We start from the raw sequence: 26,823 nt of genomic DNA, 5'->3' as shown, positions 1-26,823 counted from the left end.
CAAGTCGCGACAACCACACCTAGTCGCTACTGGATCCCGGCCTACGCCGGGATGACGAGTAGGGAGGACTACGGCGGGCAAAGACTACGGCGGGCAAAGACTACAGCGCCCCCTGCGGCCCACACCCCACCGGCAACGGCAAAAACATCGGCCTCGCAGCCACAGCGTGATCCCGCCAAATCACATCGCGCCCAACACGGCGCACATCCGTCTGCCCCGTAAGCGCCATGCTCACACTCAACTCCTTCCGGATGATCTCGATCGTCCGCGCCACCCCTTCCTCCCCCATGGCCCCCAGCCCATAAAGAAACGCCTTGCCGATCAACCCGGCGCGCGCCCCCAAGGCAAGCGCCTTCAACACATCCTGCCCACTAAGAATGCCGCCATCGAACAAAACTTCGAGATCATCGCCAACTGCGTCCGCAATCCGCGGCAACACCTCGATACTCGCCGGCGCCCCGTCCAGCTGCCGCCCACCATGGTTGGACACCACGATGGCATCGACCCCATGCGCCGCCGCCAGCCGCGCGTCCTCCTCGTCCATGATCCCCTTGAGGATCAACTTCCCCGGCCACAACTCGCGGATCCATTCCAGATCCTTCCAGTTGAGCGTGGGATCGAACTGACTGGCGATCCACTGCGCCAGCGTGGTGAGGCTGCCCGTGCCCTCGATCCGTCCGGCCAGGTTGCCGAACGAGCGGCTCGGCGCGCGCGCCATGCTCCAGGCCCAGCGCGGCTTGCTCATGATGTCGAACAGATTGCGCAGGGTGACCTTGGGCGGCACGCTCAGGCCGTTCTTGATCTCGCGGTGGCGCTGGCCTTGCACGGTGAGGTCGGCGGTGAGCATCAGCGCGGAGCAGCCGGCGTCCCTGGCGCGGCGGATCAGGTCGCGTGCGAAGCCGCGGTCGCGCATCACGTAGAGCTGGAACCAGAACGGCGCGTTCACCGCCGCGCGCACCTGCTCGATCGAGCAGATCGACACGGTGCTCAGGCAGAACGGAATGCCCGCCTTCAAGGCCGCGCGCGCACCGAGGATTTCGCCGGCGCCGTGCTGCAGGCCAGTCAATCCAGTGGGCGCGATGGCCAGCGGCATCGACACCGGCTGGCCCACCACGGTGGTGGCGAGCGAGCGCTGGTCCACGTCCATCATCACGCGCTGGCGGAGCCGGATGCGCTCGAACGCGGCGCGGTTGTCGCGCAGCGTCAGCTCGTCGTAGGCGCCGCGGTCGGCGTACTCGAAGAACGCCCGCGGCACGCGGCGGCGGGCGAGTTCGCGCAGGTCCAGTACGTTGGTGATGGGCGTGGCCATGTGTCGGCTCCTGCTCAGCCCGCTGCTGCCGCGGCCGGTTCCTGCCACACGGGGCCGTCGGGGAAGCGGTACTCCTCCAGCGTGCGCTCGTGCATGCGCGCCGAGAAACCGGGCGCGGTGGGCGCCAGGTAATGGCCGTCGCGGACGGTCACCGGGTCGTCGAAATGCTCGTGCAGGTGGTCGACGAATTCGATCGCGCGGTCGTCCTTGCGGCCGGTGATCGCCACGAAGTCGGCCATGGCCAGATGCTGCACCAGCTCGCACAAGCCGACGCCGCCGGCATGCGGAAACACCCGCACGCCGAACTTCGCCGCCATCAGCAGGATCGCCAGGTTCTCGTTGACGCCGCCGACGCGCGCGGCGTCGATCTGCACCAGGTCGACCGCGCCGGCCTGGAACAGCTGCTTGAACATCACGCGGTTGTGGGTGTGCTCGCCGGTGGACACCGGCACCGACACCGCGCGGCGGATCGCGGCATGGCCGAGCACGTCGTCGGGGCTGGTCGGTTCCTCGATCCAGGCCAGGTCGAAACCTTCCAGGCGGCGCAGCCAGTCGATCGCGGCGTGCACGTCCCAGCGCTGGTTGGCATCCACCGCGATGGCCACGCCGGGGCCGACGGCTTCGCGTACCAGGCGGCAGCGGCGCACGTCGTCTTCCACGCTCAGGCCGACTTTCAGCTTGATGGTGCGGAAGCCATCGGCCACCGCCTCGCGCGCCAGGCGCAGCATTTTCTCGTCGGTATAGCCGAGCCAGCCGGGCGAGGTGGTGTAGGCGGGATAGCCTTCCTTGAGCAGCTGTTGGATGCGCGCGGACTTGGCCGGTTCGGCGGCGCGCAGCATCTGCAGCGCCTCGTCCGGGGTCAGCGCGTCGCTCAGATAGCGGAAATCGATGGCGGCGACGACCTGCTCCGGCGACAGCTCGGCGATATAGCGCCACAGCGGCTTGCCGGCGCGGCGCGCGGCCAGGTCCCAGGCGGCGTTGATCACCGCGCCGATGGCCATGTGCATCACGCCTTTTTCCGGCCCCAGCCAGCGCAGCTGCGAGTCGCCGACCATGCGCGCGGCGAAGCCGCCGAGGTCATGGGTCACTTCGTCCAGCGTCAGCCCGACCACGTGGGGGCGCAGCGCATCGAGCGCGGCCTTCTGCACGTCGTTGCCGCGGCCGATGGTGAAGGCCTGGGCGTAGCCGGCCAGGCCCACCGGGTCGTCCGTGCGCAGCACGGCGTAGGCGGCGGAGTAGTCCGGATCCGGGTTCATCGCGTCGGAGCCGTCGAGCTGGCGCGAAGTGGGGAAACGGATGTCGTAGGTATCTAGCGCGGTGATTTTCACCGGAGCACGTGTCGCCATGCGGCCGGCCTCCCTCTGCCGGTTGGAAAAAGATGGGCCGGCGCTCAGCGCGCGTCGGCCGGGTGGGCGTGCACTTGCTGGCGCTGGCGGCCGAGGCCGTCGATGCCCAGCTCGATCACATCGCCGGGACGCAGGTAGGTCGGGGGCTTCAGGCCCAGGCCCACGCCGGCGGGCGTACCGGTGCTGATCACGTCGCCGGGCAGCAAGGTCATGTAGCGGCTGATGTAGCTGACCAGCTTGGCCACGCCGAACACCATGTCGCTGGTGTTGCTGTCCTGGTAGCGGTGGCCGTTCACTTCCAGCCACAGGTGCAGATTCTGCGGGTCGGCGATTTCGTCGGTGGTGACCAGCCAGGGGCCGAGCGGGCCGAAGGTGTCGCAGCTCTTGCCCTTCACCCACTGGCCGCCGTGCTCCAGCTGGAACTCGCGCTCCGAGAGATCGTTGATCACGATATAGCCGGCCACGTGCGCCAGCGCCTCGTCGACCGGCACGTCGCGCGCGGTCTCGCCGATCACCACGCCCAGCTCCACTTCCCAGTCGGTGCAGGTGGAGCCGCGCGGAATCACCACGTCGTCGTTCGGGCCCATGATCGCCGTGGTGGCCTTCATGAACAGCACCGGCTGCGCCGGCACCGGCTGGCCGGTTTCGGCGGCGTGGCGCGCATAGTTCATGCCGACACAGATGATCTTGCTCACCGGCGCCACCGGGGCGCCGAAGCGCGGCGTGCCTTCGACCGCGGGCAGGGTGGAGGGGTCGAGCGCGGCCAGGCGCGCGCGGCCTTCGCGGTTGATCACGTAGGGATCGATATCGGCGACGTGCCCGGACAGGTCGCGCAGCACGCCATCCTTGTCGATCAGGCCGGGTTTCTCGTTGCCATGGGCGCCGTAGCGGACCAGTTTCATGTTCGATTCCTCAGTTGGACCAGCCGCCGTCCACGATGTGCACGGTGCCGGTGGTGAAGCCTGCTTCGTCGGAAGCCAGATACAGCGCCAGCATGGCGATTTCCTCGGGACTGCCCAGGCGCCCCATCGGCTGGCGTTCGATAAAGCCTCGCCATACCGCGTCCTCGTCGCCGCCCAGCGCGCGTACGCGGTCGCCGAGCGAGGGCGTCTTCACCGTGCCGGGGCAGATCGCGTTGCAGCGGATGCCGCGCGACACGAAGTCGGCGGCGATGGACTTGGTCAGGCCGATCACCGCCGCCTTGGTGGTCGAATAGGCGAAGCGGTTCGGCACGCCCTTGATGCTCGAAGCCACCGAGGACATGTTCACGATGCTGCCGCCGCCGCGCTCCAGCATGGCCGGCAGCAGGCGCTGGCACAGGTGGAACATGCTGTCGACGTTGATCGCGAACGAGCGCTTCCACGCCGTGTCGTCGGTATCGAGGATGGTGCCGGCGTGCACGAAGCCCGCGCAGTTGAACAGCACGTCGAAGGGCGGATGGCTGGCGACCAGGCGGTCGATCTGCGCCGGGTCGGTCACGTCCAGGCGTTCGGTGCGCAGCTCCGGCGCTTCGGCGGAAAGCGCGGCCAGTGCTTTTTCGTCGATGTCGGTAGCCAGCACGCGCGCGCCTTCGCGGGCGAAGGCGAGGGCGGTGGCGCGGCCGATGCCGGCGCCGGCCGCGGTGACCAGCGCATGCTTGCCGGCGAGGCGGCCGCTCATGCCGGCAGCTCCGGCGTGGTGTCGATGCAGCGGGCGATCATGGCGTGGTCTCCTTGCGGTGCGGATAAGTCATCGGCGCGAGGCGATAGAACGCGGCGGCGTTGCCGCCGAAGATCGCTTCCTCGTGGCCGGGGGCGAGGCGCTGCACGTAGGCGCGCGCCAGCTCGAACCAGTGCGCGTAGTCGCCGCGCAGCGTAAGCACCGGCCAGTCGCTGCCCCACAGCAGGCGCGCGGGGCCGAAGCAGGCGAACAGGTGCTCGATGTAGGGCGCCAGCGCGGCTTCGGCCAGGTTCGGCGCGAGCTGGGTGAGCAGGCCGGAGAACTTGCAGTACAGCGACGTGCGCGCGGCCAGGGCGGCGATCGGCGCGGCCCAGGCTTCGAAGCTGGCGACGCCGTCGACGCTGGGCTTGCCGCCGTGATCGAGCACGGCGCGCAGTTGCGGTTCGCGTTCCAGGCGCGCGAGCAGCGCGGGCAATTGATCGGGGCGCACCAGCGCGTCGAAGGCCAGGCCGTGGCGCTGCAGGCTGGCGAAGGCGGCGTCGAGTCCGGGGCGCGCGAGCCAGTCCGGATCGGCGATGTCCTGCGCCATCGGCCGCAGGCCGAGCAGCAGGCCGTTGCCGTCGCGCACCAGGGCGGCGATGCGCGCGTCGACGTCCGCCGCTTCGACATCCACCCAGCCGACCACGCCGGCCACGGCGCGGTCCGCCTGCGCCAGCTCGAACAGGAAGCGCGTTTCCGCCTCGGTCGGCGCGGCCTGCACCAGGATCGCGCGCTGCACGCCGGCGGCGGCGCGGTGCGGGTTGAGTTCGAACGGCAGGAAGTCGCGGCGCAGGACGTGCGGCGCGTCGTCGAGCCAGCCGTAGTCGCCGCGCTGCACGCGCCAGTAATGCTGGTGGGCGTCGATCGCGTTCATGGCGTCACGGCATGTTCGCCCAGCAGGCCGGCGGCGCGCAGGCGCGGCCACAGCCCGGCAGGCAGCGCCGCGTCGCGGCGCGCGGCGGCGGCATCGGCTTCGTCCGGCGTGCGCATGCCGCAGACCACGGTGGCCACGGCCGGATGGAACAGCGGGAACTGCAGGGCGGCGGCGCCGACGCTGGCGCCGGCTTCGGCGCAGACGTCGTAGAAGCGCTGCGCCCGCGCGCGCACCGCGGCGTCGGCCGGCGCGTAGTTGTAGGTATCGCCCGGCCGTTCGCCGCCGAGCAGGCCGGAGTTGTACGGCGCGGCGGCGAAGATCGATACGCCGCGTTCCAGCGCCTGCGCCATCACACGCGTGCTCTGTTCCTGCTCGAACAAGGTGTAGCGGCCGGCCAGCATGATCACGTCCAGCTCGAAGCGCGGCATCACTTCCAGGCACACGGCTTCTTCGTTCACGCCCAGCCCGATCGCATCGCACACGCCTTGCGCGCGCAGCTCGGCCAGCGCGGGCAGGGCCTCGTCCAGCGCCTGGCGCAGCACGCGCGGGTGTTGCGCGCCGTGGGTGAGGGCGCCGATGTCGTGCAGCAGCAGCACGTCGACACGGTCGACGCCGAGGCGCTGCAGGCTGGCTTCCACCGCGCGGCGCACGCCGTCGCGGCTGTAGTCGAATACCGCGCGCTTGCCGGCCACGTCGAAGCCGTCGGCCAGCGCGTCGCGGCCGGGCGCGTCCTCGATCAGGCGGCCGACCTTGGTGGACAGGGTGTAGCTGGCGCGCGGCACGCCGGCCAGCGCGGCGCCCAGGCGTTGCTCGGCCAGGCCGTAGCCGTAGTAGGGCGCCGTGTCGAAATGGCGGATGCCGTGCTGCCAGGCGCGCTCGACCGCCAGGCGGGCGCTCGCTTCATCCACTCCCGCGTACAAGTTGCCGATGGGGGCACCGCCGAAGGCGAGCCGCGACACCGCGGGACCTCGCCGGGGCGGGCGCCGCTCGGCGCCTCGCGGGTTGGGAATGCCTGGATCGGCCATGCAGAAACTCCGCTCGCTGGGCGCCCCCGGCACCGGCCTGGATGGGGGCTCGGACGGGGACTTTGGCCCATGCGCAGGTCCCCTCTCAAATGCCCGCGCCGGGTATCGAATCAGTGTGCACCTATGAAATGTGTATTTACAAGTGGAAATCGGCCAGTGCATAAGACAGATGAAATTTGTGTTGCAACGCGACTTGAAACGATCTAAGTAAATATGAACCATCGGTTCGCCGGTGAAGTCGGCGACGTTCCGCTCGCCGGCGAAATCGCCGCCGCGGCGGCATCTGGGGAAGTAAGGGGAGGTTTGGCGTGGACCGGCACGAAACCACTTCAGCGCCCGCTGGGGCCATCTGGCCAGCGGAGAGCGTGCTCGGCGCGCTGCCTCCGGCAGGGCGCGGCCCCAGCCGTCCCACCGCGGCTCCGGATGGTGCGCGCTCGACCGGCGCGGCCGCCAGCCGCGCTCCGTTCCTGGCCGCCGACGTCGGCGGCACCCATGCACGCCTGGCGCTGATGGCGCCGGGCAGCGGCGCGGGCGGCCCGGTGGTGCAGGCGTACCGGATCTTCCGCTGCGGCGAGCACGCCAGCTTCGCCGCCATCGTGCGCGCCTTCCTCGACGGCCTGGCCATGCGGCCGCGCGAACTGGTGCTGGCCTGCACCGGCTGCGCGCACGAAGGCGTGCTGATCAACGAGAGCCTGCCCTGGCGCATCGAGCCGGCGGTGCTGGCCGCCGAGCTGCGGCTGGACCAGGTCCACCTGATCAACGATTTCGTCGCGCTGACGCACGCGGCGCCGTATATCGACACCGCGCGTGCGCCGGTGCTGCACACCGCCGCGCGCGCCGCGTCCACGCCCGGCCCCATCGTGGTGGTCGGGCCGGGCACCGGGCTGGGCGCCGCGGTGCGCCTGCCGGGTTCGCCGCCGGTGGTGCTGGCCAGCGAAGCCGGCCAGATGCAACTCGCCGCGCGCGTCGGCCGCGAGCAGGACGTGATGCGCCTGCTGGCCGGGCGCGATACGCATATCTCCTACGAAGCCGTGCTGTCCGGCCCCGGCGTGCTGCGCGTGTACGAAGCGCTGTGCCGCGAGCAGGGCAAGACGCCGGCGTGCGCGGAACCGGCGGCCGTGACCGCCGCCGCGATCGCCGGCAGCGATCCGCGCGCCACGGAAACGCTGGACCTGTTCTGCGGCTGGCTGGGTTCCTTCGCCGGCGACCTGGCCATGCTGTACCAGGCCACCGGCGGCATCTACCTCGCCGGCGGTTTTCTCTCGCGCATCGCCGGCTACGTGCGCGCCAGCCGTTTCGTCGAACGTTTTCTCGACAAGGGCGTGATGCGCCCGTTCCTGGACAACGTGCCGGTGCGCGTGGTCGACCACGGCCAGCTCGGCGTGATCGGCGCCGCCAGCTGGTACCTGGACCAGCCGGCGCGGCAGTGATGCGGGCATCCATGCAAACGCTGGCGCTGGTGCTGACCGCAGCCTCGTTCGCGGCCGCCGCCGGCACGCCGGATACGCGCACCATCGAAGCGCAGTGGCGCGAGGCGAACCGGCCTTACGACGGCGCACGCGCCGCGTTGCTGAAGGACGTCGACGCGCAGGCCTGGCAAGGCCCGTTCTCGCCCGACTGGGAAACCCTGGCCCACTACCGCGCGCCGGACTGGTACCGCGATGCCAAGTTCGGCGTGTTCATCCACTGGGGCGTGTATTCGGTGGCGGCGTACAAGGGCGAGTGGTATCCGCGCCATATGTACGAACGCGAAGGCAAGTACGCCGATTACCACCAGCACCAGGTCGACACCTACGGCGCGCAGGCCGGCTACAAGGAGCTGATTCCGCGCTTCACGGCGGAGAAGTTCGATCCCGCCGCGTGGGCCAAATTGTTCCGCGAAGCCGGCGCGCGCTACGTGGTGCCGGTGGCGGAGCATCACGACGGCTTCGCCATGTACGACTCGCGCTTGAGCGACTGGACGGCGGTGAAGATGGGCCCGAAGCGCGACGTGATCGGCCAGCTCGCCAAGGCCGTGCGCGCCGAAGGCATGAAGCTCGGCCTTTCCTCGCACCGCGCCGAGCACGACTGGTTCTTCTCGTTCGGCCGCCAGTTCGATGCCGACGTCAACGACCCGCGCTACGCCGCGCTGTACGGCCCCGCGCATCCGCTGCAGGGCGCCAAGGGCGAAGACGGCAAGGAACACGACTGGACCTTCGTTTCGGACGCCTATCTCGACGACTGGCTGGCGCGTTCCGGCGAGATCGTCGAAGGCTACAAGCCCGACCTGATGTACTTCGACTGGTGGGTGGACCAGCCGCGCTTCCGCGGCGCGCTGGCCCGCTTCGCCGCGTTCTACTACAACCAGGCCGCCGCGCGCGGGCAGGGCGTGGTGCTCAACTACAAGCTGGACGGCATGCGCGCCGGCAGCGGCACCTTGAATATCGAGCGCGGCCAGGCGGCTGACATCCGCCCGCAGCCGTGGCAGACCGAGACCTCGGTCAGCCGCGAATCCTGGGGCTATGTCGAGCACGACAGCTACAAGGACCCGGACGAGATCGTGCACCTGCTGGCCGACGTGGTCAGCAAGAACGGCAACCTGCTGTTGAACGTCGGCCCCAAGGGCGATGGCAGCATGCCGCCGGAAGCGGTGGCGATCCTGCACGCGGTGGGCGGCTGGCTGCATGCCAACGGCGAGGCGATCTACGGCACGCGCCCCTGGCAGCGCTACGGCGAAGGCCCGACGCAAGTGGCGGCGGGCACCATGCAGGACAGCAAGACCAAGCCCTACACCGCCGAGGATTTCCGCTTCACCACGCGCGGCGGCCGGCTGTATGCGATCGAGCTGGGCCAACCGAAAGACGGCCGCACGGTGATCCATTCGATCGGCGCCGATCAGCGCGTACGCCGCGTCACCTTGCTGGCCGGCGGCGCCGACATTCCCTTCGAGCAGCAGGCCGACGGCCTGCATCTGCGCCTCCCCACTCTCCCCACTGGACCGCACGCCTATGCCTATCGCATCGAACTGCACTGAGCCGCGCCGCCCGCGCCGCCGTCTTGCCGCCGCGCTGCTGTGCGCCTGCGCCGGCTTTGCCGCGCACGCGCAGGACGCCACCGCGCCCACCGCCAAGACGCAGAGCCCGCGGCGCAACAGCGAGCTGTGGGAGCAGGCCAGCGCCAAGTTCGAGCCGCAGCGCCGCGCGCTGCTGGCCGAGGTGGAGAAGGGCGAGGCCGTCGGTCCGTTCCGCGCCGACTGGGCTTCTCTGCAGGGCTACCGTTCGCCCGGCTGGTACGACGACGCCAAGTTCGGCATCTTCATCCACTGGGGCGTGTACTCGGTGCCCGCCTTCGGCAGCGAGTGGTACTCGCGCAACATGTACGTGCAGGGCAGCAAGGAATTCGCCCATCACGTGGCCACCTACGGCCCGCAGGCGAAGTTCGGCTACAAGGACTTCATTCCGATGTTCAAGGCGGAGAAGTTCGATCCCGCCGCCTGGGCCAAGCTGTTCCACGATGCCGGCGCACGCTACGTGGTGCCGGTGGCGGAGCATCACGACGGCTTCGCCATGTACGACTCCAAGCTCAGTGATTGGACCGCGGTGAAGATGGGTCCCAAGCGCGACGTGATCGGCCAGCTGGCCAAGGCGATCCGCGCCGAAGGGTTGCATTTCGGTCTCTCCTCGCATCGCGCCGAGCACGACTGGTTCATGGGCAACGGCCGCGAGTTCGCTTCCGACGTCAACGATCCCAAGTACGCCGAGTTCTACGGCCCCGCGCAGCTGCGCATGAGCGGCCCGGACAGCGACAATCTTTCCGGCGACTTCACCTACGTCTCGCAAGCCTGGCTGGACGACTGGCTGGCGCGCACCACCGAGCTGATCGACGACTACCATCCGGACCTCATCTACTTCGATTGGTGGATCGGCCATCCCACTTTCCGCAACTCGCTGCCGAAGATGCTGGCCTACTACTACAACCAGGGCGCCACGCGCGGCGGCGTGGTGGTCAACTACAAGTTCGGCGAGTTCGCCGACGGCGCCGGTACCTACGACGTGGAGCGCGGCCGCCTCACCGGCATCAATCCCACGCACTGGCAGACCGACACCTCGATCAGCAACGATTCCTGGGGCTTCGTCGAGCACGACACCTACAAGCAGCCGCAGGAACTGATCCAGCTGCTGGTCGACGTGGTGAGCAAGAACGGCAACCTGCTGCTGAATATCGGCCCGCGCGCCGACGGCAGCATTCCGCAGGCCGCGCAGGACACCTTGCACTCCATCGGCCGCTGGCTGAAGACCAATGGCGAGGCGATCTACGGCACCACGCCCTGGCGCCAGTTCGGCGAAGGCCCCACCGAAGTGGTCGGCGGCTCGTTCCAGGACACCAAGAGCAAGGCCAATACCGCGCAGGATTTCCGCTTCACCAAACATGGCGACAAGCTCTACGCGATCGAGCTGGCCTGGCCGGCCGACGGCAAGGCGGTGATCCACGCCGTCAAGGCCAGCGACGGCGTGAAGGCGGTGACTCTGCTCGCCAACGGCAAGGCGGTGGCGTTCAAGCAACAGGACGACGGCCTGCACCTGACCCTGCCGGCCAAGCCGGTCGGCGAATACGCGTACGTGCTGCGCATCGAACTGGGGGCTCCGTGATGCGGCGCCTGCTACTGCTTGCCTTGTTGTTATTGCTGCCGGCGCTGGCCAGTGCGCGCATTCCCGGCGCGATGTTCTATCTGATGGACACGCCCAAATCGATGGCCTCGTTCGAGGCGCACGCCGGCAAGATCGGCGTGGTGGTGCCCACCTGGTATCACGTGGACGAAAGCGGCCTGGTCTCGGGCGAGCCGAATCCGCTGGTGATGCAGATCGCCAAACAGCATCGCATGCCGGTGATGCCGATCCTTTCGGCCGGCGGCGTGCGCGACAAGTTCCACCAGCTACTGCACGACGAGGCGGCGAAGAAGGCGATGATTGCCGCGCTGGTGGAGCAGGGCACCAAGCACGGTTATCTCGGCTTCCAGTTCGACTTCGAAAACATCGACTGGAACGACCGCGACGCGCTCAGCCTGATGACCAGGCAGACCGCGGAAGCGCTGCACAAGCACGGCCTGCAGCTGTCCATCGCGGTGGTGCCGAATGCGCCCGGCTATGCGGGCGGCGGCGGTTTCGCGCAGTGGATGTGGAAGTTCTGGCGCGGCGCCTACGACCTCAAGGCGCTGGGCCAGTCGGCCGACCTGATCTGCCTGATGACCTACGACCAGCACACGCGCTGGACCACGCCGGGCCCGGTGGGCGGCATGCCGTGGACGGTGCAGCACCTGGAATACGCGCTCACCCTGGTGCCGAAGGACAAGCTCTCGGTCGGCATCGCCACCTACGGCTATCACTGGTACACCGCCGACCCGCGCCGCGACGACGGCAAGGAGGAATCGAACATCGCCGCCTCGTACATCGACGCGGACGAGTCCTTCCCGCTGGCCCGGCAATACGGCGCCACCATCCAGTGGGACCCGGTGGAGCACGAGAGCTGGTTCTGGTTCTACCGCGACGGCATGCGCGAATGGGTGTTCCTGCCCGACGCGCGCGCCTTCGCCGACCGCGTGGCCCTGGTCAAGCAATATGGCCTGCAAGGCTATTGCTCCTGGGTGCTGGGCGCTGAGGATCCGAAGGTATGGGATGCACTGCCGGAGGCGACGCGATGAGGAAGGAAAAGGCCTTGCGCCTGGGCTTGGGCGCGCTGGCGCTGGCCTGGTGCGCGTTCGCGCATGCGGGCCTGGCGCTGCTGCCGTATCCGAAGCAGGTGGAAGAGGGTAAGGGCAGCTTCGTGCTGGACAAGAAGGTCGCCATCGAGGCGCCGGCCGATGCGCGCTCGAAGGAGATCGCCGCCTTCCTGCATGACGCGGTGCAGGCGCAGGCGGGCCTCGATCTGCCTATGGGCAGCCGGGGCCGGCGCATCGCGCTGCAGCTCGATCCGCAGATCGCCGGCGAAGAGGCTTACCGCCTCGAGGTCACGCTGCGCGGCATCGAGATCCGCGCAGCCACCGACAAGGGGCTGTTCTGGGGCGTGCAGACGCTGCGCCAGCTGCTCCCGGCGGATGTTTCCGGATCGGCCAAGGTAACGATACCAACGGTGCGCATCGAGGATGCGCCGGCCTTCGTCTACCGCGGCCACATGCTCGACGTGGGCCGGCATTTCTATCCCGTGTCCTTTATCGAGAAGCAGCTGGACCTGATGAGCTACTACAAGCTCAACGTGTTCCGCTGGCATCTCACCGAAGACCAGGGCTGGCGCATCGAGATCAAGCGCTATCCCAAGCTCACCGAAGTCGGCGCGTGGCGCACCGAGGCCGACGGCAGCCGCTACGGCGGCTTCTACACGCAGGACCAGATCCGCGAAGTGGTCGAATACGCGCGCCAGCGCAACATCATGGTGATTCCGGAGATCGAGATGCCGGGCCACAGCTCGGCGGCGATCGCCGCCTACCCGGAGCTGTCCTGCGCGAAGAAGCCGGTTCCCGTGCAGACCGGCTGGGGCGTGTTCAGCGACTTGTTCTGCCCGGCGGACGAGAACGTCTACGTGTTCCTGCAGAACGTGCTGGACGAAGTGCTGCCGCTGTTCCCCTCGCCCTACGTGCATATCGGCGGCGACGAAGTGCCGGCCGGCGCGTGGAGCCATTGCGAGGCCTGCGACAAGCTGATCCGCGACGAAGGCCTGGAAAACGAAGCGGGCCTGCAGAGCTATTTCATCCGCCGCATGCAGGTGTACCTGGCCGGCAAGGGCAAGACCATGATCGGCTGGGACGAGGTCCTGGAAGGCGGGGTGGACGCCGCCGCCGTGGTCGAGGTGTGGCGCGGCGATGCCGGCTTCCACAAGGCGTTCGCCAACGGCAACCGCGTCGTCAATGCCAGCCCGTACTACCTCGACTCGCCGCTGTCGCGGCTGAGCGTGGAAAAGCTCTACCTGGTCGATCCGCTCGGCGATGCCGACTACGCGCAGAGCAAGCTGGTGCTCGGCGCCGAGGCGCCGCTGTGGAGCGAGCGCGCCGATCCGCTGAACGCCGAGCAGCGCCTGTATCCGCGCCTGCTCGCCTTCGCCGAGCGCCTGTGGCGCGGCGGCAGCGCCGATGCGGCGGCCTATGCGGATTTCCACCAGCGCCTGGCCGCGCACTATCCGCGGCTGGATGCCTGGCAGGTGGCGTACGGACCGGAAGACCGCAACACCGCCGACTACACGGTCACCGCCAACGCCGCCCGCGACGGCTGGCAGGTCAGCGCGCAGCGCGGCTTCGACGACGTGGTCACCCACTACACCACCGACGGCAGCGAACCCACCGCCGCCTCGCCTTCATTCACCGATGTATTGGACCTGAAACAGCCCGGCACCTTGCGCGTGGTGCCGTTCCGCCGCGGCCGCGCCTACGACCATCCGCGCGCGTTCCAGCTGGAGCGCAGCGCCAGTTTCGGCGCGGCGGCCAGCGTGGATCCGGCCCCCGACGCCGCCTACAGCGGCCACGGCGCCGCCACGCTCACCGACGGCGTGCTGGGCAGCGGCGAGTTCAAGAGCGGCGCCTGGCTGGGCTGGGAGGAGCTCGACCCCAAGCTGAGCCTGGACCTGGGCAGCGTCACCGAGCTGCACGAGGTGAGCGTGGGTGTGCTGCAGCAGGACGAATCCTGGATCTGGTGGCCGCGCAAGGTGCGCTTCGCCGCCTCGGCGGACGGCAAGCACTGGACCACCCTGCGCGACGTGAAGATCAAGCCGATCGAACGCGATCACGTGGCCCATATACAGCGTGTGGCCTATACGGCTTCGCGGCCGTTCCGCGCACGCTATCTGCGTATCGAATTGACCCGCCATGCGGCGGAAGACGACCGCCATACCTGGACGTTCGTCGACGAAATCCTGGCGCGCTGAGGGAGCGCGCCGGGCAACAGGAGCAACAAGCTGTGCCCACGCCTTCGGGGGAAGGCATCCATCTAACGGGGAGGAGTTAAACCATGTCGCACATCGCACTACGCCGTCACAGACTCGCCAGCGCACTCGCGCTGGTGCTGCTGCCCACGTTCGCGCTGCACGCGCAGGACGCCGGCACCAACCAGGCCCAGTCGCAGGACCAGGCCGCGCAAGGGGAAAAGAAGGCCAAGACGCTGGACAAGGTCGTGGTCACCGGTTCGCGCATCGCGCGCGCCGAAGTGGAAGGACCGGCGCCGGTCAACATCATCAAGGGCGAGGACATCCAGAAGCAGGGCTTCAACACCGTGTTCGAGGTGATGAACTCGATCACCCAGGCCGGCATCGCCGAAACGCCGCCGAGCTGGGGCAGCACCTCGGTCAACGCGCGCCAGCTCAACCTGCGCAACATGGGTTCCAACCGCAGCCTGCTGCTGATCGACGGCCACCGCGTCACCGATTACCCGATGCCGGCCAACGGCAAGACCAACTTCCAGAACTACAACAACATCCCCACCGGCATGATCGACCGCATCGAGGTGCTGGCCACCGGCGCCTCGGCGATCTACGGCTCGGACGCCATCGCCGGCGTGGTCAACATCATCCTGAAGAAGAACTACCAGGGTGACGACATCAAGGTGCAGGTCGGCAGTTCCACCCGCGGCGGACGCGACTTCGGCGACATCAACTTCGTCGGCGGCCGTTCGGGCGACAACTGGAGCGTGGTGTACAACCTGCAGCGCAGCCACCGCACGCCGCTGTGGGGCCGCGACCGCCGCTACACCGATTCGGACGCCGACGCCGGCTACGGCGCCTGGGACCAGAACGCGCGCATGTTCGGCTACCCGCGCTACACCGGCCTGATGCTGGCCGACGGCAACGGCAACTACATCACGCCGCCGGCCGGCGCCTGCAACCAGCGCGGCTTCAAGAACAACTTCAGCCAGTACCACAAGCAGACGGTGGCGACCAACGGCAACACGGTCGATCCCACCAACATCACCGACCTCGGCAGCTACTGCGCGCAGAACGACCTGTTCGGCAACTGGGTGCTGACGCCAGGCCGCGACGACCGCGACGCCTACGTGTCCGGCACCTACGACTTCGGCGGCGGCCTGCAGGCCTACGGCTCGGTGGGCTATTGGGAAACCCACGGCGTGTCCAACACCGAGCTGCCGTTCCTGTATCCGATGGGCGGCATCCCCGGTTCGTTCTACGACCAGGGCACGGGCCAGGTGATCACCAACTATTTCCGCCAGCTCACGCCGGGCGAAATGGGCGGCTACGGCAATACCCACGACGACGAAAAGAACTGGGACATCCATGCCGGCCTGCGCGGCACCTTGTTCGACAACCGCTTCAACTGGGACTTGAACGTCGGCCACGCCAAGTACATCGTGCGCGAGAGCTACACCGGCCTGAACGAGCAGGGCATGTTCAATTACTTCTTCGGCCCGCAGCAGGGCACCACCACGGTGGGCGGCGAGGAGTATCCGGTCTACACGATCAACCAGCAGCGCTTCTGGAATCCGATCTCCACGGCCGACTACCGCACGTTCGCCGTGACCGGCCAGAACACCGCGGTGTCGTGGATGGACCAGGCCTCGCTGAACCTCACCGGCGACCTGTTCAACACCTGGGCCGGCCCGGTCGGCTTCGCCGGCGTGCTGGAAGCCAACCACCAGGGCTACAAGCTGACGCCCGATGCGCGCGGCAACACCACCACCTTCGGCGACCCCTTCCAGGACTACAACGCCGGCGGCGGCACCCGCATGCGCCTGTCGGCGGGTACCGAGTTCCGCGTGCCGCTGTCGGACACGCTGACCTGGAGCCTGTCCGGCCGCCTGGACAAGTACCGCGACGCCAGCGATGCCGACATCGCCCGCACCTGGGGCACGGCGATCGAGTGGCGCCCGGTGGCCGGCCTGCTGCTGCGCGGCACCTACGGCACCAACTTCCACGCGCCGGACATGCAGTACCTGTACAAGCAGGACTCGCTGTCGACCAAGGGCATCTACTCCGACTACTACCAGTGCATCGCCGCCAACCAGGCGGTCTGTCCGGCCATCCAGCACACCACCTACTACACCTTGCACGCCGCCGGCGGCCAGAACCTGCTGCCGGAAGAAGGCCATGCCTGGACCTATGGCTTCGTGTGGGACGTCAACTGGGTCGAGGGCCTGTCGATCTCCGCCGACTACTGGCACATGGGCATCGACAACGCCATCGACAACGTCGGCGAGGACGACGTGCTGAAGGACGAGGCGGGCTGCCGCACCGGCCTGCAGGTGGGCGGCGCGCCGTACACCCTGCATCCGCAGGGTTCGGAGTACTGCAAGCAGATCATCGCCAACGTGATCCGCGACGGGCAGGGCAACATCACCGCCGTCTACACCGGTCCGATCAACCAGAACAAGCTGTACGTCAGCGGCGTGGACGCCAACGTCAGCTATCGCTGGAAGACCCAGAACTGGGGCGCGTTCAACTTCTCGCTGGACTGGACCGACAACCTCTCGTACAAGCTGCGCAAGTACGCCAGCGATCCGCTGCTCAACACCCGCTACGACCGCGTCGCCACGCGCACCCGCGCCACCCTGAACTGGCTGAACGGCCCGTGGGACGTGACCGTGTACGGCGAACGCCAGGGCGGCGTGCGCGCGCCGCACTACGGCGGTTGCGAGGTGCTGGCCAACGGCATCACGCCGTCGCTGGGCGATCCGTCCTGCGTGGTCTACCACGCCTACACCTCGCCGTGGGTGACCTTCAGCAGCACCGTGGGCTACCGCTTCGACGAGAAGCTGCGGCTCGGCCTGACCGTCACCAATCTGTTCGACAAGGTCGGCAAGATCCCGTACTACGCGGGTGGCTTCGAGTTCATCCCGACGCTGCAGGGCGCCAACTACAACGGCCGCGAGATCTCGCTGCAGGTGGAATACAAACTCGACTAAGGCAAGAAGGCGGGGCGCCGGCTGGCGCCCCGCCGGTTGGTCCGGCTGCCCCGGCCGGGTAACTCACAACATAAGCAGGAACAACACATGTCGAAGTGGTCGCAACGTCTCCTCTGCCTTGCGCTCGGCGCGGGCCTGGCCTTCACCGCCCACGCGCAGAACGCCGCCGGCCTCACTCCCTCGCCGCAGCAATCGCACTGGCAGGACCTGGAGTTCGGCGTGATCGTGCACTTCGGCACCAACACCTTCCTCGACCGCGAATGGGGCGACGGCAAGGCCGACCCGAAGGTATTCAATCCGGACAAGGTGGACCCCGTGCAGTGGGCGCGCGCCAGCCGCGCGGCCGGCGCCACCTACATGGTGATGGTGGCCAAGCACCACGACGGTTTCGCGCTGTGGCCCACCGGGCAGAGCAACTACTCGGTGAAGAGCAGCCCGTGGATGGGCGGCAAGGGCGACCTGGTGAAGCTGGCCTCGGACGCCGCCGCCAAGGAAGGGCTGGAGTTCGGCATCTATCTGTCGCCGTGGGACCGCCACGAGCCGCGCTACGCCGACTCCAAGTCCTATGACAACTACTACGTGGCCCAGCTGGGCGAGCTGGTGCAGAACTACGGCATGCTCGCCGAGTGGTGGCTCGATGGCGCCGGCAGCGCCGGCCACGTCTACGATTTCAAGCGCTATATCGAGGAGCTGCGCACCTACCAGCCCAATGCGGTGGTATTCGCCGACATGGCGCTGTTCGAATACGGCGACGCGCGCTGGGTGGGCCAGGAAGACGGCCATATCCGCTACGAGAACTGGAACGTGATCGACCGCCACGGCTACGAGCGCTGGCGCCCGGTGGAAGTGGACACGCCGCTGCACAAGCTGCACTGGTTCTGGCACCCCAACGACGAGGCCTCGCTCAAGAGCGTGCCCGAGCTGATGGACATCTGGGAGAGCAGCGTGGGCCGCGGCGGCCAGCTGATGCTCGGCATCGCGCCGGACAATCACGGCCTGCTGCCGCAAGCGGACGTCAAGCGGCTGGAAGAGTTCGGCAAGGCGGTGGAAGCGCGCTACGGCGACGCCGCCAACCTGGCGCGCAAGCATGCGAAGACCGACGAGAATACCGAGCGCGCGCTCGACGGCAACCGCGACAGCTTCTGGTCCGCCCCCGCCGACGCGCGCAGCGCCACGCTGGAAGTGGACTTCGGCAAGCCGGTGACCTTCGACCGCACGCTGGCGATGGAGTGGCTGGACGAAGGGCAGGCGGTGCGCCGCTATGCGGTGGAAATCTGGGACGGCCAGGCCTGGAAGGCGGTGGCGCGGGCCGAGGCGATCGGACACAAGAAGATCGATACCTTTGCGCCGGTCACGGCACAGAAGGTACGGTTGCATATCCTGTCCAGCGCGGGCGTCGCGCGCATCCGCGAATTCCAGGTGTTCGACGCCCGGCACTAAAACCCCCTCTCCCCTCCGGGGAGAGGGTTGGGGTGAGGGGCCGGCCGGAGCGCAAGCGTGAAGCGCACCGCTCCGGTGCTTTAGCCCCTCTCCCTCCGGGAGAGGGGCTGGGGTGAGGGTACGGGCGGAGCGCAAGAGTGATCTGCGCCGCTCCGGCCGTACCCTCATCCGGCTGCCGCCACCTTCTCCCCGTGCACAAATGGGTGAACGGGGAGAAGGATTCCAGATCGAAAACTGACGACTACATCGGAACTTTTCATGCAGAGAAGCGCAACGTTCCCCTACTGGTCCGCCTTGGCGGTGTCGCTGCTTCTGACCGGCCCCGCCGCCGCCGCGCAGCTGAGCGCACAGTCCCTCGCCCAGGGTTGGCAGTTCCACATCGCGCCGAAATCGGCCGAGGCCAAGGCCCACCCCGAAGCCGCCGAATGGCGCGCCGCCGAAGTACCGGGCAGCGTGCAGACCGACCTGCTCAAGGCCGGCGTCATCACCGATCCGTTCTATCGCGACAACGAGGCGCGCCTGCAGTGGATCGGCCTGGCCGACTGGGATTACCGGCTGAGCTTCAAGGCCGACCCGGCCACGCTCAAGCGGAGCCACGTGGAGCTGGTGTTCGACGGGCTCGACACCTATGCCGACGTCACCCTCAACGGCCGCAAGCTGATCGCCGCCGACAACATGTTCCGCCGCTGGCGCGTGCCGGTGAAGGGCGTGCTGCGCTCCGGCGAGAACAAGCTCGAAGTGCACCTGCATTCGCCGATCGCGCGCCTGCAGCCGTGGCTGCTCAAGCAGCCGTATGCGTTGCCGGGCGAGTTCGATTCGGCCTTCGGCGACGAGCCCAAGGGCAAGCAGAGCGCCAACTACATCCGCAAGGCCAACTACCAGTACGGCTGGGACTGGGGCCCGCGCTACGTCACCCTCGGCATCTGGCAGCCGGTGCGGCTGGAAAGCTGGGACGACGTGCGCATGAGCGATGTCCACATCGCCCAGCAGCACGTCGACGCCGACGTGGCCGAACTGCACGCGGAAGCGAACGTGCAGGCCGACCAGGCCGGCAAGGCGAAACTCACCGTGAGCTGGTCCGACCCCGACGGCAGCCGCCAGCAGGCCAGCCAGGACGTCGAACTGCGCAAGGGCGACAACGCGCTCAGCCTGCCGATCCGCATCGAGCACCCGCGCCGCTGGTGGCCGGTCGGCTACGGCGCGCAGGACATGTACCGCTTCGAGGTCGCCCTGAGCCGCGACGGCGCCACCCTGGCCGCCGCCAGCCGCGCCACCGGCCTGCGCAGCGTCGAGCTGCGCCGCGAGAAGGACCCGTGGGGCCGCGGCTTCGCCTTCGTGGTCAACGGCGTGCCGGTCTTCGCCAAGGGCGCCAACCTGATTCCGTTCGACAGCTTCCCCAACCGCGCCACGCCCGAGCGCATGGCGCAGATCCTGCGCTCCGCGCGCGATGCCAACATGAACATGCTGCGCATGTGGGGCGGCGGGCATTACCAGAGCGATGCGTTCTACGAGGAAGCCGACCGGCTGGGCCTGATGATCTGGCAGGACTTCATGTTCGGCGGCGCCATCCCGCCCTACGACGAAGCCTTCCGCGAGAACACGCGCATCGAGGCGGTGGAGCAGGTGCGCCGCCTGCGCGACCACCCCAGCATCGTGCTCTGGTGCGGCAACAACGAAGTGCAGACCGGCTGGGAAGCCTGGGACGACCGCAAGAAGTTCAGGGCCTCGCTGGCGCCGGACGAACTGGCGCGCATCGAAAACGGCATGAAGGCGCTGTTCGGCGAGACCCTGCGCAGCGTGGTGCGCGAGAACGCGCCCGACGTGCCGTATTGGGCCAGCTCGCCCAGCACCGACTACGAAGGCCCGGCCAACCAGCTCACCGACGGCGACTACCATTCGTGGAGCGTGTGGTCCGGTTCCAAGCCGATCGAGCATTACTTGAGCGAAACGCCGCGCTTCCAGTCCGAGTACGGCCTGCAGTCCTTCCCGGTGATGGCCACCGTGCGCGCCTTCGCCGAAGAGCGCGACCTGGAGCCGAACTCGCCGGTGATGCGCGCGCACCAGAAGTTCGCCAACGGTGACGGCAACGACCGCCTGCTGCTGTATATCCGCAAGTATTACGGCGAGCCGAAGGATTTCGAATCGTTCGTGTACCTGAGCCAGGTGATGCAGGCCGAGGGTATCGAGCTGGCCGCCGAGCATCTGCGCAGCGTGCGGCCGCAGGCGATGGGTTCGCTGTATTGGCAGTTGAACGACGTGTGGCCGGGTGCGTCCTGGTCCAGCGTGGATTACTTCGGCCGCTGGAAGGCGCTGCAGTTCCACGCCCGCCGCTTCTATGCGCCGGTGCGCGTGGTGGCCGTCCATAACGACGGGCGTAGCGACGTGTTCGTGGTCTCCGATCGCACCGAGCCGTTCCAGGCCACCTTGCGCAGCCGCGTGATGAGCATGGACGGCAAGGTGCTGCGCGAGAGCAAGCAGGCGCTCAAGGTGGCGCCCTTGGCCAGTGCCAAGGTGGCCAGCCCCACCGACGCCGAACTGCTGCGCAAGGCGGACCCCGCCGGCAGCTTCGCCGTGTACGAACTGGTGGACGACAAGGGCCGGCTGCTGTCGCGCCACCTGCTGTTCGCCAAGCCGCCGATCGAACTGAAACTGCCCGATCCGGACCTGAAGGCCGAGCTGCGCGACAACGGGCAGGGCGGCCTGCTGGTGGTCAGCGCCAGGCGCCTGGCACGCGAAGTGTGGGTGGATTTCGGCACGCTCGACGCCGCGCCGGAAGACAACGCCTTCGACCTGCTGCCCGGCGAGACGCGCGAACTGCGCATCACCAGCGAAGCCGGCATCGATGCCCTGCGCGGCGCGCTGCACGTGCGCTCGCTGGCCGGCGCCACCAAGGGAGACGCCAAGCCGTGAATGCCAACCGCCGCGATGTATTGAAGATGATGTCGTTCGCGCTCGGCGCCGCCGCGGTCGGCGGCCCGGGCCTGATGTCCACTGCGCGCGCCGCCGCCGGCGGTTTCGTCAGCAAGCGTCCGCCGCTGGCCAGGCGCAAGTTCACCAGCAAGGCGGTGGAGCAGGTGATCGCGCGCACCAAGGCCAGGATCGCCGATCCGGAACTGGCCTGGTTGTTCGAGAACTGCTATCCCAACACGCTCGACACCACGGTGGAGCTGGGCACGCTGCGCGGCAAACCGGACACCTTCGTGGTCACCGGCGATATCGACGCGATGTGGCTGCGCGACTCGTCGGCGCAGGTGTGGCCCTACGTGTCGCTGGCGAAGCAGGACGCCGATCTGCGCCGGCTGTTCCGCGGCCTGATCCGCCGCCAGGCCGTGTGCATCGCGATCGATCCATACGCCAACGCCTTCCTGCCCGATCCCACCGCCAAGACCAACCTGGACTGGGCGCAGCACGACGTCACCGACATGCGCCCCGGCGTGGCCGAGCGCAAATGGGAAATCGATTCGCTGTGCTATCCGGTGCGCCTGGCCACGGCGTACTGGAAAGCCACCGGCGACCGCGAACCCTTCGACGACGACTGGCGCGCCGCGATGCGGCTGGTGGTGCAGACCTTCCGCGAGCAGCAGCGCAAGGACGGCCCGGGGCCGTACCGTTTCCAGCGGCAGTCGCTGATTCCCACCGAAAGCCTGTTCCTCGGCGGCTACGGCAGCCCGGCCAGGCCGGTGGGGCTGATCCATTCGATGTTCCGTCCTTCCGACGACGCTTGTCTGTATCCGCTGTTCATTCCCGCCAATCTGTTCGCGGTGCACGTGCTGCGCGAGCTGGGCGCGATGACGCAGAGCCTGTTCAACGACGCGGCTTTTGCGCAGGAGTGCAAGGCGCTGGCCGACGAAGTGCAGCAGGCCGCCGAAAAGTACGGCGTGATGCGCGACGAGCAGGGCAGGGAGTTCTGGGCCTACGAAGTGGACGGCTACGGCAACCAGCTGTTCATGGACGACGCGAACGCGCCGGGCCTGCTCAGCCTGGCGTACCTGGGCTGCTGTCCGGTGGACGATGCGCGCTATCGCCGCACGCGCGAGCTGGCGTGGAGCACGCGCAATCCGTATTTCTTCTCGGGCAAGGCCGCCGAAGGCGTCGGCGGTCCGCATGAAGGCCTGCGCATGATCTGGCCGATGTCGATCATGATGCGCGCCTTCACCAGCACCGACGAAGCGCAGACACGCCAGTGCCTGCAGTGGCTGAAGACCACGCATGCCGGCAGCGGCTTCATGCACGAGGCTTTCGACCAGGACGATCCGGCGCATTTCACCCGGTCCTGGTTTGCCTGGGCCAATACGCTGTTCGGCGAACTGATCGTCGAATTGGCGCAGCGGCAGCCGGCCTTGCTGCGCGCGTGAGGCGTATCCTGCTTTCCCCCTCCATCCCCCTCTGGAGTTTTCCCCATGGTGACACGCAGGCGATTCCTGCAAGGCGCAGTGGCCGCGGCCCTGCTGGGCAACCGGCTCGATCCTTTCAACGGCATCGCCCAGGCGCATGCCGCCGGCGCCAAGGGCGGCGGCGCGGGCGAAGCCGCCACCGGCGTGTCGCGCTATGTGGACGTCTTTATCGGCACCGGCGGCCATGGCCATACTTTTCCCGGACCGTCGCTGCCGTTCGGCATGGTGCAGCTCAGCCCCGACACCTATGACGCGCAGTGGGACGCTTCGTCCGGCTACCACCAGGGCGACGGCTCGATCATGGGCTTCTCGCATACGCACCTGAGCGGCACCGGCGCGGCCGACATGCTCGACGTGCTGGTGATGCCGTGCACCGGCCCCGTGCGCCTGCAGCCGGGCGACCGCGAATACCGCGGCACCAATTACCGCTCGCGCTACGACGGCGTGCCGCCGACCAATACGCCCTCGCCGTCGCGCCAGGGCCAGCCGGCCACGCGCGGCTACCGCTCGCGCTACGACGTCGCCACCGAGCACGCGCATCCCGGCTATTACCAGGTGCAGCTGAAGGATTACGACGTGCTGGCCGAGCTGACCGCCACGCTGCGCGCCGGCCTGCACCGCTACACCTTCCGCGGCAAGGACGAAGGCCATCTGCTGATCGACTTCGCGCATGGCTTCCACGACGACCCGGCCAAGCCGACCAAGGTCAGCGACGCGAGCTTGCGCCTGGTCGGCAAGGACACCCTGGTCGGCAGCCGCCGCGTGCACCAGTGGGCGAATGGCCGCTATATCCATTTCGCGCTCAAAGTCTCGCGTCCGTTCGACAGCGCGGTGCTCTACAACAACGATGCGCCGCTGGCCGGTGCGAAAGATGCCAGCGGCACCAATCTGAAGGCCACGCTGCACTACAAGCAGCCGGGGCAGGCGCCGCTGCTGGTGAAGGTGGGCATTTCCGGCGTGGATATCGACGGCGCGCTGCGCAATCTCGATGCGGAAGTACCGGGTTGGGATTTCGACGGTGCGCGCCATGCCGCGGAAGCGGCGTGGGAGCAGGAGCTGGGCCGCATCCGCGTGGATGCCGCATCGGAAGACACCAAGAAGGTGTTCTACTCCGCGCTGTACCACACCATGCTCGCGCCCACGCTGTTCAGCGACGTGGACGGCCGTTATCGCGGCATGGACCTGAAGATCCATCACTTGCCCGAGGGCAGCCACAACTACAGCACCTACTCGCTGTGGGACACCTACCGCGCGGCGCATCCGCTGTACACGCTGTTCCAGGCCGAGCGCGTGCCCGACCTGGTCAACGGCCTGCTGCGCATGGCGGCGGAAAGCCCCGACGGTCCGCCGGTATGGCCGCTGCAGGGCGTGGAGACCGGTTGCATGATCGGCTACCACTCCGCGGTGGTGGTGTCCGAGGCGGTGGCCAAGGGCTTTGCCGGAGTGGACCCGAAGCAGGCCTGGCCGCTGTTCCGCAAGCGCGCGATGGAGGACGACTATCGCGGCCTGGCCTATTACCGCAAGCTCGGTTACATCCCCGCCGACAAGGAATGGGAAGCCGTCAGCAAGACGCTGGAATACGCCTACGACGACTGGGCGCTGTCGCACCTGGCCGACGCCGCCGGCGCGAAGGACGACGCGGAAGCGCTGCGCAAGCGCTCGCGCAACTACCGCAACGTGTTCGACAAGAGCGTGGCCTTCATGCGTCCGCGCGGCGAGAACGGCCAGTGGCTGGAACCGTTCGATCCGCGCAGCATCGGCCACAGCAAGCAGTGGCGCGACTTCACCGAGTCCAATGCCTGGCAGGCCACCTTCCTCAACCAGCACGACCTGTACGGCTACATGGAACTGTTCGGCGGCCAGCCCGCGTTCGAGCGCAAGCTGGACGAACTGTTCACCACCAGCTCCGAACTGCCGGCCGATGCTCCCCCGGATATCGCCGGCCTGGTCGGCCAGTACGCGCACGGCAACGAGCCGGGGCATCACATGGCCTACCTGTATGCCTACACCGGCGCGCACTACAAGACGCAGTCGCGCGTGCGCATGCTGCTCACCGACATGTACCGCGCCGACCCCGACGGCCTGGCCGGCAACGAGGATTGCGGGCAGATGAGCGCGTGGTACGTGCTCGGCGCGATGGGCCTGTATCCGGTGGACCCGGTGAGCACGCATTACGTATTCGGCAGCCCGGTGCTGGACCGCGCGGAAGTGGATATCGCCGGCAAGAAGCTGGTGGTGGAGGCGAAGGGCAATGCGGCGGACAGTCCCTATATCCAGTCCGTCACCTGGAACGGCAAGCCGTGGAGCAAGAGCTGGATCGCGCATGCGGATCTGGCGGCTGGCGGTACCCTGGTGTTCCAGATGGGGAAGGTGCCGAACAAGCAGTTTGGTGCGGCGCCGGGGGATCGGCCGCCGTCGTTTGGGGCGGGGATGAAGGCGTAGATTCAAACTGGAACTCTTCTCCCCTCCGGGGAGTACGCGGGGAGCGCACAGGGATGTGCGCGGCTTTCCTCGCTCATCAAAGCCGGGCACATCCCTGTGCCCTCTTCGCGTAGAGGAGCGAGGAAGATGTCGGCAGGCAGATGAGGGGCGGGTGCTCGCGATAGAGGATGGACGAAGCGTCGCTCGCTTTGGCGCTTTCGCTTCTACGCTTCGTAGGCCCCCCCTCACCCCAACCCTCTCCCCATCGGGGAGAGGGGGCTCAGCGCTTCAGTGCTTTTCGTGCGACTCAGCATGCCCGCGTGGCGCCTGCGCATGCGCCGCCGGTTGCGGATGCCCGCCACCCTGCTGCGGGCGATAAGCCGACATCGGCGCCGCGTGGTACGCCTGCGGCGCATAGGCATGTGACGGCTGCGCGCGCGGCATTTCCCGCTCACCCGCATACGAAGCGCGCTGCGGCGCCTCGTTGCGATAAGCCGGTGCGGTGTTGTGCATCGGCTGCGCCGGTCGTGGCGAGGCCATGTCGAGGCCACGCGGTTGCGGTGTCGGCGCACGGTTGGCATGCGGCGCGAAGGAGGCCGACGGCAGCGTGGCATGCGGCACGTGCGCCTGGAGGTTGGCCGGCGCCATCGCCGCATGCGCGGGCATCGCTTCGCGCGCGGCGAACGCACCGGCACGCGGCGTCGCTGCGATGGCGGGCGCACCATGGTTCGCACTCGCGCGCAGCTCGCGGTTCTGCGCCGCCATGCTCATCTGCTGGCGCTGCGCCGCCACCGGCCCGCTGTGCTGCATGCGCGCGGCCTGCAGCTCCTGGGCATTGGCGCGCGCGGCGATGCCGCCGGGGCCGCCGTTGTAGCTGGTGTGGTTCACCGTGACGTTGTTGATCACCGTCTTGTTGTAGACGTTGGTGATGCGCGTGCTGACGTTGTTGACGCTGCGGTTGTAGTAGAAGCGGTCGCGGTTCCAATAGCCGCCGGCATAACCGACGCCGGTGTAGCCGAAGCCGTAGTTGATGCCGCCGTAGAAGCCCACGCGCGGCCCCCAGTAGCCGGTATGGAACACGTACGCGCCGCCGCTCCAGCCCCACCAGGCCGGCGTCCACAGCGCGCCGGCGTACGGCGGTTCCACCCAGGTGCCCGGCACCCAGAAATAGCCGCCGTCGTCGTCGTAGGCCCAGTAGCCCGGCACCCACAGATAGCCCGGCGCGGGGATCGGCGGCTGCACGTAGACCGGCAGCGGCGGCGGGGCGATGTTGACGGAGACGAACACGCCGGCCGTCGCGGTGGAGGGCAGCGCCGCGGCGCCGCCGGCCAGCAGGGCCAGGCCGAGCAGGCTGTGCGACAGGCGGGTGCGGAACGGAATGCGGTTCGATGCGAAGGACATGGCAACTCCTCGTCAGCGGCGTCGTTGCGGTGATGAGAACGGCG

At 68.2% G+C, this 26,823-nt stretch carries 17 protein-coding genes; 10 read left to right on the top strand and 7 right to left on the bottom strand.

The window, feature by feature from the left end:
* Positions 1-100: 100 nt before the first annotated feature.
* From ISN75_RS13490 to ISN75_RS13465, 6 genes are read right to left on the bottom strand one after another with little or no spacing between them, the layout of a single operon-like run.
* Positions 101-1,309 (bottom strand): alpha-hydroxy acid oxidase, encoded by a 1,209-nt coding sequence (locus tag ISN75_RS13490; protein WP_167256789.1) that lies wholly within the window; start codon positions 1,307-1,309, stop codon positions 101-103.
* Between the two features lie 14 nt (positions 1,310-1,323).
* Positions 1,324-2,655: an enolase C-terminal domain-like protein gene (locus ISN75_RS13485; protein ID WP_343820115.1), complete on the bottom strand. Its 1,332-nt coding sequence runs from the start codon at positions 2,653-2,655 to the stop codon at positions 1,324-1,326.
* Between the two features lie 44 nt (positions 2,656-2,699).
* Entirely contained in the window at positions 2,700-3,557 is an 858-nt protein-coding gene (locus ISN75_RS13480) for a fumarylacetoacetate hydrolase family protein (RefSeq protein ID WP_167256791.1), read from the bottom strand.
* Positions 3,558-3,567: 10 nt separating this feature from the next.
* Complete coding sequence (locus ISN75_RS13475) at positions 3,568-4,314, bottom strand: SDR family oxidoreductase (protein ID WP_167256792.1); 747 nt, start codon at positions 4,312-4,314, stop codon at positions 3,568-3,570.
* Positions 4,315-4,351: 37 nt separating this feature from the next.
* Positions 4,352-5,227, bottom strand: a complete 876-nt coding sequence (locus tag ISN75_RS13470) for an amidohydrolase family protein (protein ID WP_343820114.1) — start codon at positions 5,225-5,227, stop codon at positions 4,352-4,354.
* On the bottom strand, positions 5,224-6,252 hold the full coding sequence (locus ISN75_RS13465) for an aldo/keto reductase (RefSeq protein WP_423385074.1): 1,029 nt from the start codon (positions 6,250-6,252) through the stop codon (positions 5,224-5,226). The genes ISN75_RS13470 and ISN75_RS13465 overlap by 4 nt, the downstream gene beginning before the upstream one ends.
* 365 nt (positions 6,253-6,617) lie before the next feature.
* Here ISN75_RS13465 and ISN75_RS13460 point away from each other — a divergent pair, with 365 nt between their 5' ends.
* The 10 genes from ISN75_RS13460 (at position 6,618) to ISN75_RS13415 (ending at position 25,399) form a co-directional block, all read left to right on the top strand.
* Positions 6,618-7,682 (top strand): glucokinase, encoded by a 1,065-nt coding sequence (locus tag ISN75_RS13460; protein ID WP_343820111.1) that lies wholly within the window; start codon positions 6,618-6,620, stop codon positions 7,680-7,682.
* The gene (locus ISN75_RS13455; protein ID WP_423385073.1) at positions 7,682-9,265 is read left to right on the top strand and encodes an alpha-L-fucosidase; all 1,584 of its coding nucleotides are present in this window, start codon (positions 7,682-7,684) and stop codon (positions 9,263-9,265) included. Before ISN75_RS13460 ends, ISN75_RS13455 begins: the two co-directional genes overlap by 1 nt.
* Positions 9,240-10,880: an alpha-L-fucosidase gene (locus ISN75_RS13450; protein ID WP_167256797.1), complete on the top strand. Its 1,641-nt coding sequence runs from the start codon at positions 9,240-9,242 to the stop codon at positions 10,878-10,880. The genes ISN75_RS13455 and ISN75_RS13450 overlap by 26 nt, the downstream gene beginning before the upstream one ends.
* Complete coding sequence (locus ISN75_RS13445) at positions 10,880-11,929, top strand: glycosyl hydrolase family 18 protein (RefSeq protein ID WP_423385072.1); 1,050 nt, start codon at positions 10,880-10,882, stop codon at positions 11,927-11,929. The genes ISN75_RS13450 and ISN75_RS13445 overlap by 1 nt, the downstream gene beginning before the upstream one ends.
* Positions 11,926-14,139 (top strand): family 20 glycosylhydrolase, encoded by a 2,214-nt coding sequence (locus ISN75_RS13440; RefSeq protein WP_343820108.1) that lies wholly within the window; start codon positions 11,926-11,928, stop codon positions 14,137-14,139. Before ISN75_RS13445 ends, ISN75_RS13440 begins: the two co-directional genes overlap by 4 nt.
* A gap of 83 nt (positions 14,140-14,222) precedes the next feature.
* Entirely contained in the window at positions 14,223-17,123 is a 2,901-nt protein-coding gene (locus ISN75_RS13435; protein WP_167256800.1) for a TonB-dependent receptor plug domain-containing protein, read from the top strand.
* 87 nt (positions 17,124-17,210) lie between these two features.
* Positions 17,211-18,563: an alpha-L-fucosidase gene (locus ISN75_RS13430; protein ID WP_343820106.1), complete on the top strand. Its 1,353-nt coding sequence runs from the start codon at positions 17,211-17,213 to the stop codon at positions 18,561-18,563.
* 258 nt (positions 18,564-18,821) lie between these two features.
* Positions 18,822-21,473: a beta-mannosidase gene (locus ISN75_RS13425; RefSeq protein WP_343820104.1), complete on the top strand. Its 2,652-nt coding sequence runs from the start codon at positions 18,822-18,824 to the stop codon at positions 21,471-21,473.
* Between the two features lie 29 nt (positions 21,474-21,502).
* Positions 21,503-22,918, top strand: a complete 1,416-nt coding sequence (locus ISN75_RS13420) for a glycoside hydrolase family 125 protein (protein ID WP_423385174.1) — start codon at positions 21,503-21,505, stop codon at positions 22,916-22,918.
* A 45-nt stretch (positions 22,919-22,963) separates the two neighbouring features.
* Positions 22,964-25,399 carry a GH92 family glycosyl hydrolase gene (locus ISN75_RS13415; RefSeq protein WP_343820102.1) on the top strand — a complete coding sequence of 812 codons (2,436 nt, stop codon included), beginning with the start codon at positions 22,964-22,966 and terminating at the stop codon, positions 25,397-25,399.
* Between the two features lie 267 nt (positions 25,400-25,666).
* Here ISN75_RS13415 and ISN75_RS13410 read toward each other — a convergent pair whose 3' ends face one another.
* On the bottom strand, positions 25,667-26,779 hold the full coding sequence (locus ISN75_RS13410; RefSeq protein WP_343820100.1) for a hypothetical protein: 1,113 nt from the start codon (positions 26,777-26,779) through the stop codon (positions 25,667-25,669).
* Between the last annotated feature and the right edge of the window lie 44 nt (positions 26,780-26,823).

Origin of the sequence: Dyella marensis, from assembly GCF_049532885.1 — a bacterium.
GTDB lineage: Bacteria > Pseudomonadota > Gammaproteobacteria > Xanthomonadales > Rhodanobacteraceae > Dyella_D > Dyella_D marensis.
The sequence above is the reverse complement of the archived record's forward strand: the minus strand, read 5'-3'. Positions and strand labels throughout refer to the sequence as shown.

Bases quoted from the DNA above. Each gene is read 5' to 3' on its own strand.
- ISN75_RS13490 (WP_167256789.1), bottom strand. From the start codon at position 1,309: ATGGCCACGCCCATCACCAACGTACTGGACCTGCGCGAACTCGCCCGC.
- ISN75_RS13485 (WP_343820115.1), bottom strand. From the start codon at position 2,655: ATGGCGACACGTGCTCCGGTGAAAATCACCGCGCTAGATACCTACGAC.
- ISN75_RS13480 (WP_167256791.1), bottom strand. From the start codon at position 3,557: ATGAAACTGGTCCGCTACGGCGCCCATGGCAACGAGAAACCCGGCCTG.
- ISN75_RS13475 (WP_167256792.1), bottom strand. From the start codon at position 4,314: ATGAGCGGCCGCCTCGCCGGCAAGCATGCGCTGGTCACCGCGGCCGGC.
- ISN75_RS13470 (WP_343820114.1), bottom strand. From the start codon at position 5,227: ATGAACGCGATCGACGCCCACCAGCATTACTGGCGCGTGCAGCGCGGC.
- ISN75_RS13465 (WP_423385074.1), bottom strand. From the start codon at position 6,252: ATGGCCGATCCAGGCATTCCCAACCCGCGAGGCGCCGAGCGGCGCCCG.
- ISN75_RS13455 (WP_423385073.1), top strand. From the start codon at position 7,682: ATGCGGGCATCCATGCAAACGCTGGCGCTGGTGCTGACCGCAGCCTCG.
- ISN75_RS13450 (WP_167256797.1), top strand. From the start codon at position 9,240: ATGCCTATCGCATCGAACTGCACTGAGCCGCGCCGCCCGCGCCGCCGT.
- ISN75_RS13445 (WP_423385072.1), top strand. From the start codon at position 10,880: ATGCGGCGCCTGCTACTGCTTGCCTTGTTGTTATTGCTGCCGGCGCTG.
- ISN75_RS13440 (WP_343820108.1), top strand. From the start codon at position 11,926: ATGAGGAAGGAAAAGGCCTTGCGCCTGGGCTTGGGCGCGCTGGCGCTG.
- ISN75_RS13435 (WP_167256800.1), top strand. From the start codon at position 14,223: ATGTCGCACATCGCACTACGCCGTCACAGACTCGCCAGCGCACTCGCG.
- ISN75_RS13430 (WP_343820106.1), top strand. From the start codon at position 17,211: ATGTCGAAGTGGTCGCAACGTCTCCTCTGCCTTGCGCTCGGCGCGGGC.
- ISN75_RS13425 (WP_343820104.1), top strand. From the start codon at position 18,822: ATGCAGAGAAGCGCAACGTTCCCCTACTGGTCCGCCTTGGCGGTGTCG.
- ISN75_RS13420 (WP_423385174.1), top strand. From the start codon at position 21,503: ATGTCGTTCGCGCTCGGCGCCGCCGCGGTCGGCGGCCCGGGCCTGATG.
- ISN75_RS13415 (WP_343820102.1), top strand. From the start codon at position 22,964: ATGGTGACACGCAGGCGATTCCTGCAAGGCGCAGTGGCCGCGGCCCTG.
- ISN75_RS13410 (WP_343820100.1), bottom strand. From the start codon at position 26,779: ATGTCCTTCGCATCGAACCGCATTCCGTTCCGCACCCGCCTGTCGCAC.